18 protein-coding genes are annotated in these 17131 nt (G+C 58.0%); 6 read left to right on the top strand and 12 right to left on the bottom strand.

Annotation, left to right across the window (positions count from 1 at the left end):
* Positions 1-44: 44 nt before the first annotated feature.
* Both M5G18_RS00460 and M5G18_RS00455 read right to left on the bottom strand, forming a co-directional pair.
* Positions 45-1205 (bottom strand): UvrD-helicase domain-containing protein, encoded by a 1161-nt coding sequence (locus tag M5G18_RS00460; protein WP_273896741.1) that lies wholly within the window; start codon positions 1203-1205, stop codon positions 45-47.
* Positions 1198-2856 carry an ATP-dependent nuclease gene (locus M5G18_RS00455; RefSeq protein WP_273896941.1) on the bottom strand — a complete coding sequence of 553 codons (1659 nt, stop codon included), beginning with the start codon at positions 2854-2856 and terminating at the stop codon, positions 1198-1200. The genes M5G18_RS00460 and M5G18_RS00455 overlap by 8 nt, the downstream gene beginning before the upstream one ends.
* 336 nt (positions 2857-3192) lie before the next feature.
* Between M5G18_RS00455 and M5G18_RS00450 the strand changes: the two genes are divergently transcribed.
* Together M5G18_RS00450 and M5G18_RS00445 are read left to right on the top strand one after the other, a co-directional pair.
* A complete protein-coding gene (locus M5G18_RS00450; RefSeq protein ID WP_273896739.1) occupies positions 3193-3726 on the top strand; it encodes a PAAR domain-containing protein in 534 nt (177 codons plus the stop codon).
* 6 nt (positions 3727-3732) lie between these two features.
* The gene (locus M5G18_RS00445) at positions 3733-4446 is read left to right on the top strand and encodes a peptidoglycan recognition protein family protein (RefSeq protein WP_273896738.1); all 714 of its coding nucleotides are present in this window, start codon (positions 3733-3735) and stop codon (positions 4444-4446) included.
* Positions 4447-5184: 738 nt separating this feature from the next.
* Here M5G18_RS00445 and phnE read toward each other — a convergent pair.
* From phnE to M5G18_RS00415, 5 genes are all read right to left on the bottom strand, one after another.
* On the bottom strand, positions 5185-5952 hold the full coding sequence (gene phnE / locus M5G18_RS00435; protein ID WP_273896735.1) for a phosphonate ABC transporter, permease protein PhnE: 768 nt from the start codon (positions 5950-5952) through the stop codon (positions 5185-5187).
* Positions 5949-6776, bottom strand: coding sequence for a PhnE/PtxC family ABC transporter permease (locus M5G18_RS00430; RefSeq protein WP_127797929.1), 828 nt, complete (start codon positions 6774-6776; stop codon positions 5949-5951). Before M5G18_RS00430 ends, phnE begins: the two co-directional genes overlap by 4 nt.
* Positions 6770-7567, bottom strand: a complete 798-nt coding sequence (locus tag M5G18_RS00425) for a phosphonate ABC transporter ATP-binding protein (protein WP_273896733.1) — start codon at positions 7565-7567, stop codon at positions 6770-6772. The genes M5G18_RS00430 and M5G18_RS00425 overlap by 7 nt, the downstream gene beginning before the upstream one ends.
* Positions 7564-8418 (bottom strand): putative selenate ABC transporter substrate-binding protein, encoded by an 855-nt coding sequence (locus tag M5G18_RS00420; RefSeq protein WP_273896732.1) that lies wholly within the window; start codon positions 8416-8418, stop codon positions 7564-7566. The genes M5G18_RS00425 and M5G18_RS00420 overlap by 4 nt, the downstream gene beginning before the upstream one ends.
* A gap of 108 nt (positions 8419-8526) precedes the next feature.
* Positions 8527-9366, bottom strand: coding sequence for a type 1 glutamine amidotransferase domain-containing protein (locus M5G18_RS00415; RefSeq protein WP_273896731.1), 840 nt, complete (start codon positions 9364-9366; stop codon positions 8527-8529).
* A gap of 102 nt (positions 9367-9468) precedes the next feature.
* On the opposite strand from M5G18_RS00415, the gene M5G18_RS00410 reads away from it, so the two are divergent.
* Complete coding sequence (locus M5G18_RS00410) at positions 9469-10395, top strand: LysR family transcriptional regulator (protein WP_273896730.1); 927 nt, start codon at positions 9469-9471, stop codon at positions 10393-10395.
* Positions 10396-10401: 6 nt separating this feature from the next.
* On the opposite strand, the gene M5G18_RS00405 is transcribed toward M5G18_RS00410, so the two are convergent.
* Positions 10402-11394, bottom strand: coding sequence for a zinc-binding dehydrogenase (locus M5G18_RS00405; RefSeq protein WP_273896728.1), 993 nt, complete (start codon positions 11392-11394; stop codon positions 10402-10404).
* Positions 11395-11509: 115 nt separating this feature from the next.
* Positions 11510-12406, bottom strand: a complete 897-nt coding sequence (locus tag M5G18_RS00400) for a LysR family transcriptional regulator (RefSeq protein ID WP_273896727.1) — start codon at positions 12404-12406, stop codon at positions 11510-11512.
* A 164-nt stretch (positions 12407-12570) separates the two neighbouring features.
* On the opposite strand from M5G18_RS00400, the gene M5G18_RS00395 reads away from it, so the two are divergent.
* Positions 12571-13320, top strand: coding sequence for an SDR family NAD(P)-dependent oxidoreductase (locus tag M5G18_RS00395; protein WP_007955220.1), 750 nt, complete (start codon positions 12571-12573; stop codon positions 13318-13320).
* A gap of 1 nt (position 13321) precedes the next feature.
* On the opposite strand, the gene M5G18_RS00390 is transcribed toward M5G18_RS00395, so the two are convergent.
* Together M5G18_RS00390 and M5G18_RS00385 are read right to left on the bottom strand one after the other, a co-directional pair.
* Entirely contained in the window at positions 13322-13993 is a 672-nt protein-coding gene (locus M5G18_RS00390) for a paraquat-inducible protein A (protein ID WP_134023390.1), read from the bottom strand.
* Complete coding sequence (locus M5G18_RS00385) at positions 13990-14586, bottom strand: paraquat-inducible protein A (RefSeq protein WP_134023388.1); 597 nt, start codon at positions 14584-14586, stop codon at positions 13990-13992. The genes M5G18_RS00390 and M5G18_RS00385 overlap by 4 nt, the downstream gene beginning before the upstream one ends.
* A 177-nt stretch (positions 14587-14763) precedes the next feature.
* Between M5G18_RS00385 and M5G18_RS00380 the strand changes: the two genes are divergently transcribed.
* On the top strand, positions 14764-15450 hold the full coding sequence (locus tag M5G18_RS00380) for an alpha/beta hydrolase (RefSeq protein ID WP_273896726.1): 687 nt from the start codon (positions 14764-14766) through the stop codon (positions 15448-15450).
* Between the two features lie 23 nt (positions 15451-15473).
* Here M5G18_RS00380 and gstA read toward each other — a convergent pair whose 3' ends face one another.
* Positions 15474-16085 carry a glutathione transferase GstA gene (gene gstA, locus M5G18_RS00375; protein ID WP_273896725.1) on the bottom strand — a complete coding sequence of 204 codons (612 nt, stop codon included), beginning with the start codon at positions 16083-16085 and terminating at the stop codon, positions 15474-15476.
* Between the two features lie 108 nt (positions 16086-16193).
* On the opposite strand from gstA, the gene M5G18_RS00370 reads away from it, so the two are divergent.
* Positions 16194-17081 (top strand): transcriptional regulator GcvA, encoded by an 888-nt coding sequence (locus tag M5G18_RS00370; protein WP_273896724.1) that lies wholly within the window; start codon positions 16194-16196, stop codon positions 17079-17081.
* Positions 17082-17131 lie beyond the last annotated feature (50 nt).

Genomic DNA, 17131 nt, shown 5'->3' with positions numbered 1-17131 from the left:
AGATACCTCTTGGGACTACAGCGTTTGGCAGTGAGGCTTTTTGATCACGCCACAGTTTTTTTCCAAACCGGGTAAGCGAGACGATCCGCTTTTTTGTCTGCAACAACAAACCCGATACTGTATCTTGCCCGGGTTATTGCTACATAAAGCTTGTTTTGAGCGGTCTCTGAGTCTTTGGACTCGAAAGGATTTTCTATGCCATACACAAAGTTCAACTGGCTTTCCGAGGGTATGATGAGCACCCTATCAAAACCGAGTCCTTTGCTACTGCCGAAGTTGTGACAACGGGCTTCACGCGGAAGATATTTTGTTCCTGACCTCACGTTAGAGCGAAGCACCATCGGGCTGAAGGTTGAGATGTAATCCGAAACTTCCGATTGCCTTACTATAAACGCCCCCAGATGGTGACTGAATTCATCCGGCACCATTCCGACCGCCGATTCGGTTTTCTCGTATGCGTTTAGGTGAACTTGGTCTGCGATATCACAAATTAATTGGATGCAGCGCCGATTCATCGCCAACGGCTTGAGTTCGAAATTCATTGCCGTGAAGGCGCTGATTTTATCAATGGCGCTCTGCGGTGCCTTTTGGCCAAAGGTCGTGTCATAAATAGTCTGTCGGAAATCTCCGACACAGCATATCGAGTCTGGCATCGCTTTATTTAAATGCGTTAGCACAGAGTAATCCCATCCAACCAGGTCTTGGACCTCATCGAAGTACACCTTACTGTAGATTTCTTTCAGTCTGAGAGAGGCCGAATTTTTGGTCTTTTTGGCAATGAGCGTTGCAAGCTTCGCAAGCAATCCGGTATGGGCTTTGGTTCTACAGGATGTCAGGTAGTAGAGTGGGTTCACCTTTCCATTGGCTAGTTTCTCCGCGCGTCCAGGCAGAGGTCTGCGAGTTTTTTGATTCAAATGCGGATTGTCGGCGTTGAAAAAAAAGCTTTCAATACGGTCGGGAAATACTGCACGCTGATATGGACGAATCATGTCCTCAAGGTAAAAGGAGTAAAGTCCTTTTACCACAAACCGATCGCTGGCTTTTCCATATTCCTTCACAAATCTAGAACGCAACTCGATTTGGTTGTTAGTTGTGTAGGTCACAACTAGAACCTTACCGCCGCGCATGATTTCCGCAATTGATTCGGTGATCACCTTATGGGTCTTTCCGGACCCTGCACCCGCTAAGCAGAGTTCGTTAGGCAAAATTAAGAACCTCTTTCAAAAAGTCTGGGTATTTGAAAGCTTCGTCAGTGTCAAAAAGGCGCATTGCAGTATCGACCTTTTTTGTACCTTTTCCATTTCCTGGTTCGCTTTTGAACCAGTTCACGAGAAAGGCACGTTTATCAGCTAGAGAGACTTCGAGGTCATATTTGTTCAGCGTCTGTTTAGAGAGCGCAATTTTTGCGAAAGCGTTCAGTTCTGCCTCAGTGGTAGCGTTAGCAGCAATCATTGCCGGCTCGAGTGAAAACTCACCGTCCTCCTCCGAGGAGAACAGTTTGATGTTTATGTGAGCGGCGTACTCTTTCTGTGCTGGAACAATGTTTTTCTTATAATCGCCGTCGTTGTCACGAAGAACATGAATCGCCGTGCCGATCTCTTTACCTATTTCGATAAAAGTTTTAAAACCCACACCGCGTACGACGATGATATCGATGCCATCCTGTTCTGGCAGCCTTCCGTGAGAGTTAAGGTAAATTTTTTTTAAAATCAATTCATCAGAAGGCCCTTCAACGAGTACTACTTTCTGAGATAGAGCAACTCGGAGTGTGTCGTATCCAGGAAGACGCCTTAGTGTTTTAACAACGTCAGGTGCGAGCTTGTCTAATCTTTGATAGCCATTATGTAATAGGCAAATTTTATCGATGCTGAGCTTATTCAACACGTAAGAGCTATGTGTCGTAATAAACAGTTGTTTGTCCGCCCGTTGTTCCTCGATATAAGTGACAAGTTTGATTAAGCTCATGTGAGAGAGGTGGTTCTCTGGTTCCTCCATCATTACCAAATCGATGTCTTTTGACTTGTTATGAATAGCCAGCTTGATTTGTACGTTACTTTGTTCACCTTTGCCAATCAGGTGGAATGGCACCTCGTCCACTTCGAGTTGGAGGCCTGTCTGGATTGCTCCCGCAGGCATCGTGTTGGCCGCGATGGACAGCATTTTTTCTGTAATTTTGTTGTCAGCGTCTAGGTCTGCATTGATTGCTTTGACTTCATCGGAGCTGTTGAATGACTGAAGGTTTTCACGATAATTCAACGTCAGCTTGTTTAGCTGATCCTTCTCAAGAGCGGTGTTTAAGACGTTCAGAATGTACTGATTTTTGCCTACGGTTGGATGAATGCGCGTTGGGTCGATATAAAGGGCCCGGAATTGCTTGTTCATGGGCTTGATGACTCCACCAGCGAAGTCGAGCCATTCGACTTTGTAAAACTCGATTGGAATGCTGGTGATACGTGCTTTACTGGCTAAGTAATCACGGTAAACGGCGTCATAATCAGGGTCGAAATAAGCGCGCACCATTATCCCCTGTGCATCCACCCCAAGACTGTTGTTGGTGCCCTTATACTCAGGGATACCTTCGATGAACGCCTCAATGACTAGCTCTGGCATTTTCTCCGGTGTCATGTCGGTCGCTAAAAATAGCTCTACCGATTTGGAGTTAAACAGATCTGGGGTGAATTCGTTATTGAATGGGCGACCGCGATGGTTGGAATTGAGCACTATCTCTAGAGCTTCGAGGATTGTGCTCTTGCCAGCATTATTGTCACCGACGAATACGTTCACGTCATCGTTGAATAGAAATTCGTAAGAGCTGAATTTTTTGAAGTTAGTCAGGCGAAGAGATTTTATGAGCACTTCAGTTCCCTCTGTGTCGAACCCCATGGTGATCAATGATCACGGATGGCAAAAAGCTACATTGTGTCTGAGCGGGTGTCTACAAGTCTCATGAACTGGCGATTTCGGAAATCACATCGGTACGCCGCAGATCCGGGTCATGGGAATCATCGAAGGTTTATAGCGGCCGTTCATCACGAACCACTATGGCCGAAAGCTGACGCTCAACGACCTCTGTCTAACCATAAGCGATTCAAAGCGGTTGCCGATATGCCAACCAGAGCGATGCCTTGAGCCACTGTTCGACGCAACTCTGATACAGTCGCCCTTGGAAAAATCGTAGACAGGAAGTCATACATGGCAAAGCCAGCTGCACGAATAACTGACCCCACCAGTTGCCCTATGCCTGGGCACGGGCCCAAAGCCATTGCGTCCGGATCTCCCGATGTGTTTTTTGACGGCCTCGCAGCTGCAAGGAAAGGCGACACTTGCACCTGCGGCAGCGCTTTGGACTCGGCAGTGTCTGCGACGGTGTTCATCAATGGCAAGAATGCCGCTCTGGTGGGAACCGTCGGCACACACGGCGACGTAGTTATTGGTGGCTCGGGTACGGTGATCATCGGCGACTCCCATAATCCTGCGCCGTTCACGCCTCCACTCCCGCTTTTACTGCAGAAAACCTATGGGCATACTTTCAGCATCGTTGATAGCGAGACTGGTCAACCTCTAGTCGGAAGAAATTTCACTGCCACTGTAAATGGTCAAAAGATTACAGGTGTTACCGACAACGCCGGGATGGCAAAGATCAAGACTCCAGTCAAAGATGCCAATATTTCCATCGGTATTGATTTCACTTCTCCAGCTCGGACGCTTAACGAACTAACGGACTGACCCAGAATGGCTGAACAATTTACTACTGAAGCAAAAGCGACTGAAGTCAAACCCGCTGTGCCAGTTGCTCCCACAATTATCACCGTCAACGATAGAGCTGCCACTAGAGAAGCGATCATCAGACTGCTCAGCAAAAACAAGTGCGAATTTGTAGAGCGATCATCATGGGGGGCGCATAAAGCAAAAGGTGAAATGGTGGATGACTGGGACTACTCGATGATCGCCCTTCACCACGCGGGACGAAGTGTAGGCTGCGGTGCTGGTGCAGGACAAATGCGCGCGATTCAGAGTGAACATCAGGCTAAGTTTGATGATATCGGCTATCACTACGGCATCGATTGTACGGGTAAGGTCTTTGAAGGACGTGGCATACGGTTCAAGGGTTCAAGCGTACATAACTACAACACGGGTGTGATTGGTATCGTTTTACTGGAAAACCTGACAACCGCCGAAGAGGGTGGCGATATGGTCGCTTTTGCTCGGCAAGCCCTCGAGAGCATCAACGGCAACATGGACCAGAAAATCCCTGCTATACAAATTGATACCCTTCTGACCTTGATTCAGGCCCTGACCAGCGTTTTCAGGGTGACAACGTTAGGTGGGCACCGTGAATTCCCCATGCAAGCCGGCGAAGGAAAAATTTGCCTTGGTAATATCGGCATGGAGCTTGTTAGAAACCTTCGGATTAAAACCAAACTTTTGCGACCGCCTTCATCATGAAAACGCTGCTAATCATATTATCGACCACGATTGTCGCCATACTTTATATAGGCTTTTACGAAAAGATGGAGGATGCTTATTCGGAAAAAGTATTCTTCATTAAGAAGAGTCCCACATTTCAGATGGAATTTGAAAATATTTTCGCGTACGAGTCAGATGATAAAAAGTTGAGTGAGCTAAGCGAGGCGGAGCGAAGTCTCGTTATTAATTATTGCAAGTATCGGCTTGGATTGGATACGACATTGCAAAGTCAAAGCGAACTTGAACAATGCAAGCGAAGGTAATCGTAAGTCGTCCCTGTAAACCGTAGATTTCTCTGAAGCGCATCTGGCGACTATTATCGATTGCGGCTAATGGGGCTGTTTTTCCGGAGAGACAATGCTAACCGATCAGCAAGCTCGAATAGCACTCAAAGAGCTAGTAGGGAAGTATCTCAAAGGGATAGCCCCTGATTGTCAGCTCTTAATTGAGTTGATTGAAGATTCATCGCAACCAGTTCCTATCAGGGGAGTATTGGAGGATGTACGACAATATGGCAGCGCCCGATACACGCAGCAAGAATTGGAATGCATTGACGACTGCGTATACATCTTCGGCTGAAGCGGGTTCATGTCAGCACCTGCGTTGAAACATAGTAATTAAGTGGCTTAGTTTGATAGACGTCATTTGAAGGCTGCTATTGGCCGGATGCGAACCTCGATGAGTATTTGTTTTAAGCAACTTCAAAGACCATTCAACCTAAGCCTTAACCCACCGCCCCCGACTCCAAGCACTCAACGAATCCACCCCCCACACAAGCACCAACATCGCCAAAATCACCGTCCCCGCCTGCGCCTCCTGAAACAAACTCAAGCTCACATACAACATCTGCCCCAACCCCCCAGCGCCAACAAACCCCAGCACGCTCGCCATCCGGATATTGTTCTCCCACCGATACAAACAGTACGCCAGCAACTGCGGCGCCAAATTCGGCAGTGTGCCGTAACAGAACGCCAAAACCGGATTCCCCCCTTGCAACCGAATCGCATCCGCCGGTTCCGGCGGCGTGTTCTCCAGCGCCTCAGCAAACAACCGCCCCAACACGCCCGTGGTGTGCAGGGCCAGGGCCAATGTCCCGGCATTCGGCCCAAGCCCAGCCGCAAGCACCATCAACGCAGCCCACACCAGTTCGGGAATGGCGCGCAGTGCATTGAGCAGCAGGCGAGAGGCACTCTGAAAGAACCAGCCAAACCGGCCAGCGGCGGGAAGCGCCAATAACAGCCCCAGCACGGCAGCGAGGAGGGTGCCAAGCGCAGACATGGCCAGCGTTTCCATCGACCCGCGCAAGATGGCATTCAGGTAATCAGCGCTGAGGTCAGGGCTGAGAAACCGCGCCACATACAAGCCCATCTGTTTCACGCTGGTAGGGCTGCCGAGTTCTTCAAGATCAAGGCCCAAATAGGCAAACGAGGCAACGACGGCCGCAACAATGGCGAGAATCAGCAACGGATTAATCAGTCGTTTCATGCCAGCCTCCAGCGCAGCAGGCGGCTGAGTTGGTCGGCACCGAGGACGAGGAGGAGGAAGGTCAGGAGCATGCTGGCGACTTCGCCGCCGGCGAACATGCGGATCGACAGGTCGATCTGTTGGCCGAGGCCGCCGGCGCCGACGAAGCCCATGACCACCGAGGCGCGGATGGCGCATTCCCAGCGGTAGACGGTGTAGGAGAGCAGTTCCGCCGCGACGTTGGGCAGTACGCCGTAGGCGAAGCTGGCGAGGCGGCCGCTGCCGGCCTGGAGCAGGGCGTGGGCCGGGCGTTGGTCGGTGGATTCGTAGATTTCGGCGTAGACCTTGCCGAGCATGCCGCTGTAGGTGATCGCGATGGCCAGCACGCCCGCCGCCGGGCCGAGGCCGACGGCGCGCACGAACAACAGCGCCCAGACGATTTCCGGCACGCTGCGCAGGAAGATCAGCAGCCCGCGCACCGGCCAGCGCAGCAGTCGGCCTAACAGGCTCGGGCGGCCGCTGCGGGAGGCGGCGGTCAGCGACAAAGCGCGGCTGGCGAGCAGGCTGGCCGGCACTGCCAACAGCAGCGCCAGGGCCATGCCGGCGGTGGCGATGGCCAGGGTTTGCAGGGTGGCTTTGAGGAGTAATTGAAGAAACTCGCGATCATGCTCCGGTGGCCAGAACATCGACACGAAGCGGCCCATTTCGCTTTGGCTGTCGGCATGAAACAGCACGCCCAGATCCAGTTCGCTGAGCTGGATGCCGGGCCACAGCAAGGCAATCGCCAGTACGGTCAGCAGCAACCGTGGCAGCGCGGCGGGGTCGCGGGTGTCGGCGCTCAGCATCGCGGAATCTGCACAACCAGCGGCGCGACGGCGGGCGCCGGGGATTGCAGTTGTTCGTTGGCGTAGAGGGTGTCGAGCATGTCGCGGCTGACCTGCGCGGACGGGCAGTCGAACAGGATTTGCCCCTCGCGCAGACCGACGATGCGCGGGAAGTGCGACAGCGCCAGTTCCACCGCGTGCAGGCTCGCGACCAGCGTGACGTTGTGCTCTCGGGCATGGCGCGACAGGATCGACAGCGTGTGCCCGGCCAGCACCGGGTCCATCGCCGAGACCGGTTCGTCGGCCAGCAACACCTCCGGCGCCTGATACAGCACGCGGGCGATGCCGACGCGCTGCAATTGCCCGCCGGACAGTTGCTGGCATTGGCTGAAGAGTTTGTCGGCCAGATCCAGTCGTGCCAGTGCGGCGCGGGCGCCGGGCACGTCGAGCGGATGCAGCAGATTGATCAGGCTTTTGCCCAGGCTCCATTGGCCGAGTTTGCCGGCCAGCACCGCCGTCACCACCCGTTGCCGGGGCGGCAGCGGCGGCGCCTGATGCACCAGGCCGATGCGTGCGCGCAGGCGTTGCCGTTGGCGGGCGGACAAATGCCAGGCGCGCTCGCCCAGCACTTCGATGTCGCCGCTGCTGGGCCGAATGGCGGTTGCCAGCAGGTTCAGCAGGCTGGATTTGCCGGCGCCGGACGGGCCGATGATCGCCACCTGCTCGCCGGCCTCGATGTGCAGATCCACGCCGCGCAGGGCGTCGACGCCATTGTCGTGGCGCAGCGAGCCCTGCTGGAGGCGCAAGGTCATTTCAGCAAGTCGGCGGCGCGGGCGGCTTCCTCGATGCCTTTGTAATTGTCCGGGCTGGTTTCGATGAAACGGCTGGCGGCTTGCAGGTCGAGGATTTTCTTGTGCTCGGGGTTGGCCGGGTCGAGGTCAAGGAAGGCTTTTTTGATCTTCGCCGCCAGCGCCGGGTCGAGGGTGCCGCGCACGGTCCAGTTGTAATCGAAGTAGGCCGGGGTGGTGGCGAAGACCTTGACCTTGTTGGTGTCGACCTTGCCGGCGTCCACCAGTTTTTGCCAGACGCTGGCGTTCAGCACACCGGCGTCGACCTTGCCGGCCTGCACCCAGGCGACGGTGGCGTCGTGGGCGCCGGAGTAACCGACGCGGCTGAAATAACTTTCCGGTTTGATGCCGTCCTTGAGCATGAAATAGCGCGGCATCAGGCTGCCGGAGGTGGACGACACGGAGCCGAAGGCGAAGGTCTTGCCCTTGAGATCGGCGAGGCTCTTGACGTTCGGGTCGGCGGTGATGAATTTGCTGGTGAACTGCGCGTCTTGCTCACGCTGCACCAGCGGAATGACCTTTGGATCGCTTTTCAGCTGCGCCTGGACGAAGGTGAAGCCACCGAGCCAGGCCAGATCGAGACGGTTGGTAGCCAACGCTTCGACCACCGCCGGGTAATCCGCCACGGGGACGAACTGCACGTCCATGCCCAATTGCTGTTGCAGGTACTTGCCCAACGGTTCGAACTTGCGCAGCAGCTCGGTCGGGGCTTCATCGGGAATCGCGCTGACCTTCAACACCTCCGCGGCTTGCGCCAGCACGGCGGACAGGGACAGGGCCAAACCAGCGGTCAGTGCCAGGGTTCGCTTGAGCATGGAATTCTCCGTTTCGTGGGCGTCAAGATCAGTGCGCCGACGATGGGGAATCATCGTCGGGTGCAAAGTCAGGTTAGACGAAACGGCGAAAGTGCGAGGGCGCCGGGCTCACTTCAAGCGGTCAATGAGGGTCTTGCCGACTGCCAGGGCAGACGCAGGGTTCTGCCCGGTCACCAGTTCGCGATCGACCACCACATGGCTGGCCCACGGCGCCGTGTTACTGCTGAAAACACCGCCAGCCTTTTCCAAAGCAGTCTGCGGATAGAACTTCATCGCGCCGCCGTTCAACAGGCCTTTGGCGATCTCTTCTTCCTGATTGCTGATGACCGTGAACTTATAGCCCGCGTAGGTCCAGTTGTTTGCCGTCGTGGTTTTGCCGGTTTCCAGTTGGTGGGTGAACGCGGTCGGATCGGCCAGCGTCGACAGGAGCGCAATCGGGCCATGGCACACCAGCGCCGTGGTCTTGCCTTGCTGATGAAAGCTGTTCAGCAGTTTGCCCAGCGCCTGGCTGTGCAACAGATCCTGCATCGGCGCGTGGCCTCCGGGAATGTAGACGGCATCGAATCGCTCGTAGCCGACTTGCTCGACCCGCGACAGGCTGATGACCGGCGATTCGCCGGGCGAGGTGATCTTCAGTTGTTCCAGCAGCGCTTTGTGGGTCTGCAGGGCTGCCACGTCATTGTTGAAATACATCTTGTCGTCGGAGGAACGATCCAGCGTCGGCGCCTTGCCGGTCGGGGTGGCGAAGGTCACGGTGTGGCCGGCATCGAGCAGCAGCTTGACCGGTTGCATCAGTTCGTTGAGGTAGAAACCGGTGCTGAACACCTTGCCGTCCTTCAGATCGAGATGGTCGGAATCCGACAGCACCACCAGCACGTTGGCGGCTTGGACGTTCAGCGCGGCGGCGGAAAGGGACAGGGCAAAGGCGAGGCGGGTGATCGGGTGCATGGAAGGTCCAGTGAGTGGAGGAAAGGTGTGGCTCACTGTATTGATGCCCCAGTGGGCGATAAACTCGCGCGCAGACAAAGCATTTGTTCTCTGGAGATCAAGATGAGTCGCCGATTCGATTATCTGGCTGACGTCGAAGTGTTCGTCACGGTGGTGGAAAAGGGTTCGCTGAGCGCCGGTGCGGTGTTTCTCGCAACCACGCCGTCGGTGGTCAGCCGGGCGATTTCGCGGCTGGAGGCGCGTCTGGGCGTGCAGTTGCTGCGGCGCACCACGCGGCGCTTGAGCCTGACCGATTCCGGTGTGTTGTATCTGGAGCAATCGCGGGCGGCATTCGGCCTGATCGATGATGCGGAGCGCACGATCCAGGGACAGGACGGTGAGCTCAGCGGCCGTGTGCGCCTCAGCGTGCCGACCACTTACGGTCACTATCGTTTGCCGGCCATGCTCGCCCGATTCACCCGGCAGCATCCGCAAGTGCGCGTTGAGCTGAGCATCAGCAATCGCAACGTCGATCTGGTGGCCGAAGGGTACGACCTGGCTATTCGGCTGGGCGCGTTGCCGGACAGCGGACTGATCGGGCGAAAACTGGAGGACGCGCGTTTGTGTGTGGTGGCCGCGCCGGATTACTTGCAACGGGCCGGGACACCGCAGAGTGTCGACGATTTGCAGCGGCACGCGTGCCTGCCATTTGTGATGCCCAGCACCGGCCGCGTCGGACCGTGGCTGTTCCGTGAGCAGGACGAAGATCGCGAATGGTTGCCCAGCGCCAATATTCAGGTGTCCGACGACGTGCTGGGGATTGTGTCGCTGGCGGAGCAGGGCCTGGGCATCTGCCAGACCTACGACTTCATCGTCCGCGAGCGGATCGAAAGCGGGCGGCTGGTGCGGCTGCTTGAACAGTCGGGCGGGCGCTCCCGACCGTTCTCGGTGATCTATCCGCCGCACCGGCAACTATCGGCTTCGGCGCGGGCGTTGATTGATTGTCTGACCCGGGAGGTCAGTCAAGGCGCTGGAGAAGGCCTTGACTGACGCGTTTCAAACGCTGGGCAATCGCGCCACCCATTTCCCGCCACCCGCGCCGTCCTTCAAGGCACGCAAGGCCTGGGGCAGTTCGCGGAAGTCGAACATCTGCAACGCCGGGCCGATCAGGCTGCCGTCGAGCAGGGCTTGCAGCAGGTGTTCGCCGTTGCGGCGCAAGGTCTGGCGATCATGCAGGCTGGCGTGGGCATGGAAGCTGTTCAAGGCCACTTCATGCAACGAAATCGCGGTGGTGAAGGCCGGCAGCGGCGCGCTTTCCTGACGATCCTGAATGCACACCAGATGGCCGTTGTAGCCCAGCAGGTCGGCGATTTCCGCTGCGTGAGCGCCGCTTACCGTGTCGAACACGGCGTGCAAACGACGTTCGCCAAGGCTGGCCGTGAGTGCGGTTTTCCAGTCCGGTTCGCGGTAATCGAATACGCCGACTGCGCCCAGGGCTTTGAGCTTTGCATGATGCGCGCCGGATGCGGTCGCCCAGACCCGCCATCCGCGTTGTACCGCCAGTTGCACCAGCAGCAGGCCGACTGCGCCGCCGGCACCGATCACCAGCACATCGACCGCGCCATTCGCGGAGACTTTTTCCACGGCTTGCCATGCGGTCAAACCGGGGCAGGGCAGTGACGCTGCGGCCGCATCATCGAGCGCGGCGGGCACCGTCAGCACGGTGGCGGCGTCCAGCAAGCAGTACTCGGCGAAGCTGCCATCGCTCGCCAGCGATTGGTGATACGCCACGCGACTGCCGGGTTGCAGTGTCACCCCGGCGCCGGCCGCGAACACCACGCCCATGCCGTCGACACCCGGAACGCGGCCGGTGCTCCAGGCGGGATGGTCCCACTCGATGATCTTCCAGTCCACCGGGTTCAAGGCGATGGCGCGGTTGGCCACCAGCACTTGCCCGGGGCCGGGTTGCATGAGGGGTTTGCGGGTCAGTGTCAGGCCATCCAGCCCTTGGCCGGACTTCCAGACCCAGGCAGCGTAATCGGTTTGCATTGTGCGATTTCCCATGACAGTCGATGGCCGCCAGTATCGGTGGCAACGTGCATGAGAAGAACCGGCCTTGGGTCAAAGGTGTTTTGCGCAAAAATCAGCAATGCCCCGCAGCACTTCAATCGACCTGCGCAAACCGCTCCACCAGCCAGTCAATAAACACCCGCACCCGATTGCTCAAATGCCGGTTCGGCGGATACAGCACATGAAACGGGTACGCCGGCGGACGCCAATCCTCAAGAATCGGCACCAGTTCGCCGCGCTCGATGGCCGTCCTCACCGTGTAGTTGAAGGTGTGGATGATCCCCAGCCCCGCGAGCCCGGCCGCCAGGTGCGCGTTGCTCTCGTTGACGCTGATCAGGCCTTTGCCTTCGATCTGATGGCGTTCGCCGTTGCGCTGGAAGTTCGACGGCAGGATGCGTCCGGTGGAGGCCGAGCGGTAGGCGATCACCTGATGGCTGGCCAGTTCGAGCGGGTGGCTCGGGGTGCCGTGGCGTTGCAGATAGTCGGGCGTGGCGCAGGTGGTCCAGGACACTTCGCCGAGGCGGCGCACGGCCAGGGTTTGTTCGGTCAACGGGCCGCCGCGAATCACGCAGTCGACACGTTCGCTGATCAGGTCCACGGGGCGATCGCTGATGCCGAGATCAACCTGGATGTCCGGATAGCGTTCGAAGAACTTCGGCAGCTCGGGGATCACCAGCATCGTCGCGGTCGAGCCGCCGATGTCCACGCGGATTCTGCCGCGCGGCAGTCCCTGGGCCTGGCTGAAACCCTGATCGATGTCGTCCAGTTGATGCAGCAGTTGTTGGGTCAATTGGTAGTAGGAAGCGCCGTCGGCCGTGACGGTGAGGCGGCGGGTGGTGCGTTGCAGCAGGCGCACGCCGAGGTGGTTTTCCAGTTGGCCGATCAGTTTGCTGACCGTGGTTTTCGGCAGGTTCAGCGAGTCGGCGGCTTTGGTGAACGAACCGCTTTCCACGACGCGGGCGAAGGTGCGGATCGCCATTAACTGATTCATCGGCTCGGGCTCAGTGGATTGGACAGGGCTGAGTATTGTGCATGTCTGTGCACAAACAAAACCGATTTAGCGGATTTTTCAAATCAATCGATCGGCCTAAAGTCGCTTTCAACGGCTCACCTACGACCCGTCACCATCCTCGAAACGGTTACTGGAGATTCATCATGAGCAACAGACTTGAAGGCAAAATCGCACTGATCACTGGCGGCACCACCGGCATCGGCCTGGCCTCGGCACAGGAATTCGTCGCCCAGGGCGCCACGGTATTCATCACCGGTCGTCGTCAGGCCGAACTGGACAAAGCGGTCGCCGCCATTGGCCCGCGTGCTATCGGCATTCAGGGTGATGTGGCAAAGCTGGACGATCTGGATCGCATCTACAGCGAGATCGCCGCGAAGGCCGGGCACCTCGACATCCTGTTCGCCAACGCTGGCGGCGGGGACATGCTGCCGCTGGGCTCGATCACCGAAGAACACTTCGACCGGATTTTCGGCGCCAACGTGAAGGGCACGCTGTTCACCGTGCAGAAGGCCTTGCCGCTGCTGCGCGATGGCGCATCGATTCTGCTGACCTCGTCGACCACTTCGGTGCAGGGCACGGAGAACTTCAGCGTCTACAGCGCGAGCAAAGCGGCGGTGCGCAACTTCGCGCGGTCGTGGTTGCTGGACCTGAAACCACGGCGCATCCGCGTCAACGCCATCAGCCCCGGCCCAGTGCGCACCCCTGGTCTGGCAGGGCTGGTGCCGGCGGAACACACGCAAGGGCTGTTCGATCAACTGGCGTCGATAGTGCCGATCGGTCGTCTGGGTGAGCCGAGCGAGATTGCCAAGGCTGCGCTGTTCCTGGCCTCGGACGACAGCAGCTTCGTCAACGGCATCGAGTTGTTCGTTGACGGCGGTACTGCGCAGATCTGATTTAAGTCGCTTGATGCCCCGGCACTTGTTCAGTCGAGTGCCGGGGTTCTTCCGTTTCTTCGTCCGGCGCGTTATCCCAAATCACGCGCGGGTCGAAACTCATCGCCGAGAGCATCGTAAACACGACCACCAGACCGAAAAACAGAATCCCCGGTCGCGGCTCGATATCCCCTAGCGCCTGGAATTTCACCAGTGCAGCCACCAGCGCAACCACCAGCACGTCGAGCATCGACCAATAGCCGATCAGCTCGACGAAGCGGTACAGCTTCGAACGCTCCTTGCGCGCCCAATGACTGTCCCGTTGCACGGTGACCAGCAGCAAGGTCAGCGCGACGAACTTCACCCCCGGCACCGCGATACTGGCGACGAAGATGATCAGGGCGATGTCCCACGCGCCGTGTTCCCAGAACTCCAGCACGCCGCTCATGATGGTGCTGTCGGCGCCGCTGCCGAGCAGGGTGGTGTTCATCACCGGCAGCAGATTCGCCGGCACGTAAAACGCCAGCGCGGCGAACATGTAGGCCCAGGTGCGGGTCAGCGAGTTGGTTTTGCGCCGGTGCAGCGGGGCGTCGCAACGCGGGCACTGGTGCGGTTCGCCGGTCATGTCGCAGGCCAGCCCGCAGCTGTGGCACAGGCAGAGGTTGAGTTCGGTTGCCGTCGGTGGTCGTTTCATAGGATGTCCCACAGTTCGCGCACGTCGCGCCCGGCGATGCGGATCAGCAACAGGCTGAGCACGGCCAGCGCAAACAGGCCGATGCCGGGAATGACGTCGAGCATGCCCGCCAGTTTGAACACCGCCACCATCGCGCCGAGCAAACACACTTCGAGCATGCTCCACGGCCGCAGCGTTTCCAGCCAGCGCATGCACAGTTTGAACCCCGGCGAACGGCGCGAGGCGAGGGCGAAGCTCAAGACCCAGATCAACAGAACCAACTGAAAGGCCGGGGCGATGATGATCGAGATCGCCGCGACCATCGCCATGAAGGTGATCGGCCCCTGACTCAGGGCCAGCACCGAATCCCACAGGGTTGCGCTGTTTTTCAGACCCTTCATGCTGATGCTCATCACCGGGTAGAAATTGGCGAACAGCCACAGCATCGCCGCCGTGAAACTCAGCGCCAGGCGTTGCTCCACGCTCAGGCCGTTGTAGCGCTGGAGCACGCCGCCGCAGCGCACGCAGAGGGTCTTCTGGTGTTTGGCCAGCGTGACTTTTTCATACACGCAGTCGCAATGCTCGCAGATGATCAGTTGATCGGTGCTGGCCATGGGGCGCTCGACGGGAGAAGGGCTTGAACCCCTTCACTATAGAAGCGCTGGGGCATTCAACAACTGTCATATCCCGAAACGCACCTTTGGTCTGGCCAGCGGGCGCATCGGCAGAACCGCTCCATACTCCTGAGCGCCATTGGTAAATCGACCTTCATGAACAGCAGGAGAAAGGCCATGAGTGAAAAGCCGACGATTGTGCTGGTGCACGGTTTCTGGGGCGGTGCCGCGCACTGGGGCAAGGTCATTGTGGAACTGTCGCGCAAGGGCTACAGCGCGATTCAGGCGGTGGAAATGCCCCTGACCTCACTGGCCGACGACGCCGAGCGCACCCGCAAAATGGTCGCTCAGGTGAACGGGCCGGTGCTGCTGGTCGGGCATTCCTATGGCGGGGCGGTCATCACGCAGGCCGGCAATCAGCCGAACGTGGTCGGTCTGGTCTACATCGCCGCATTCGCCCCGGATCAAGGCGAAAGCCCCGGCGGCATCACCCAGGAACATTTGCCGGCTGCCGCGCCGAATCTGGCGCCGGACAGCGACGGACTCCTGTGGCTCAAGGCCGACAAATTCCATGAAAGCTTCTGCCAGGATCTGCCGGCCGATGAAGCGCTGGTGATGGCGGTCACGCAGAAGGCACCGCTGGCCAGCACTTTCGGCGATGAAATCAACAACCCTGCGTGGAAGAACAAACCGTCCTGGTATCAGATTTCCAGCGAAGACCGGATGATTCACCCGGACAACCAGAAGCGCATGTCGGCGCGGCTCAATGCAAAAAAGGTCATTACGTTGAATGCCAGCCATGCGTCGCTGGCTTCTCACGCGACGGAAGTGGCGGCGTTGATCGACGAGGCCGCCAAAGCCTGACGACGGCCACGCAACCGGAGGATTCACACCGGTTGCGTGGCATCCTCTTCCGCGATGGCAGCCCGCACGCTGGGCCGCTCGGCGATGCGCGTCATGTAGTTCGCCAGCGCTGGCCAGTCTTCGATGGCGATGCTGAATGTCGGCAACCACTTCAGCACCGTGAACAGATAAGCATCCGCTACACCGAACGCCTGCATCAGAAAGGGTTGGGTGGCGAGGATGCGGTTCAGGTAGTCCAGGCGCTTGAACAGTTTGTGCTTGAAGATCGTTTTGGTGGTTTCCGGGATTTCGCTGCTGAACAACGGCGCGCTGCCGCCATGAATTTCCGAACTGATGAAATTCAGGTATTCCTGCAGGCGCGAGCGTTCCCAGGTGCCATTGGCCGGGGCCAGCGAATGACCGGGTACAAGGTCGGCGAGGTACTGCAGAATCGCCGGGCCTTCGGTCAGCACTTCACCGTTGTCCAGCATCAGCGCAGCCACGTAGCCTTTCGGATTGATCTGGCGAAAGTCCCGGCCGTCGGCGGTTTGCTTGGTCTGGTTGTTGACGCGGATCAGCTCGAACGGCAGCTCCAGCTCGCGCAGCACAATGTGCGGCGACAGCGAACAGGTCATGGGGGCGAAGTACAGTTTCATGGGATCTCCTTGCAGGTAGAGCCTCAGAATCCGCTATCGCCGCGCCGCTTCGCAAAGGACAAATGCAGTGCTAGCGTATGACAAAATCTCATGGACTGAAGAGGTCATATGCTCCCCCGACTACCATCGCTCAACGGATTGCGAGCCTTCGAATGTGCGGCCCGGCACCTGAGCTTCACCCGCGCCGCCGAAGAACTGAACGTCACGCAGACCGCGATCAGCCATCAGATCCGGCGCCTCGAAGATGAACTTGGCGTGCGCCTGTTCATGCGCTTGAAGGACGGGTTGGCGCTGACGGAGGAGGGCAATGCTTATTTTCCCGGCGTTCGTTCGGCGTTTCTGGAGTTGCGCCACTCGACCGAGCGTTTGCTGGAGGCGAACGACCACAGCGTCCTGACGATCAGCACGCTGGTGTCGGTGGCGTCCAAATGGTTGTTGCCGCGTCTGCCGTCGTTTCGCGAGGCGTATCCCGAGATTGATGTGCGGATCAGTGCCATGACCAGGCTGGTCGACTTTCGTAAGGCCGGGATAGACGCGGCGATCCGTTACGGGAACGGCGAATGGCCTGGGCTGCGGGCTGACTGGCTGATGTCCGACGAGATCTTCCCGGTGTGCAGCCCGCGACTGCTGACCGGCGACAAGCCTTTGAAGACGCCGGCGGATCTGGCCCACCACCCTTTGCTGCAGGTCAGCGGCCTGACCGCCAATGACTGGAACGACTGGCTGCACGCGGCAGGCCAGCCACCGCTCACGGCCAAAGGCTCGCGTCTGACCTTCGATCTGGCAATGATGGCCGTGCAGACCGCGATTGACGGGCAGGGCGTGTGCATCGGACGTTCGACCTACGTCGACGACGATTTGCGCGCCGGGCGACTGGTGGCGCCGTTTGATCTGCGGCTGAAGTCCACGTCGGGTTTCTACTTTGTCACGCCCCATGAAAATGCCGAGTCGAAAAAGATCGTGGCATTCAGGCAATGGCTGTCAGAAGTGCTGTGAGTTGTATGCGCGTGTATCAATCCTGCCGCCATACACAATCAGGTAACAAA

The organism is Pseudomonas aphyarum, from assembly GCF_028657055.1.
Taxonomy (GTDB): domain Bacteria; phylum Pseudomonadota; class Gammaproteobacteria; order Pseudomonadales; family Pseudomonadaceae; genus Aquipseudomonas; species Aquipseudomonas aphyarum.
This window is presented reverse-complemented; position numbering and strand designations above follow the sequence as displayed.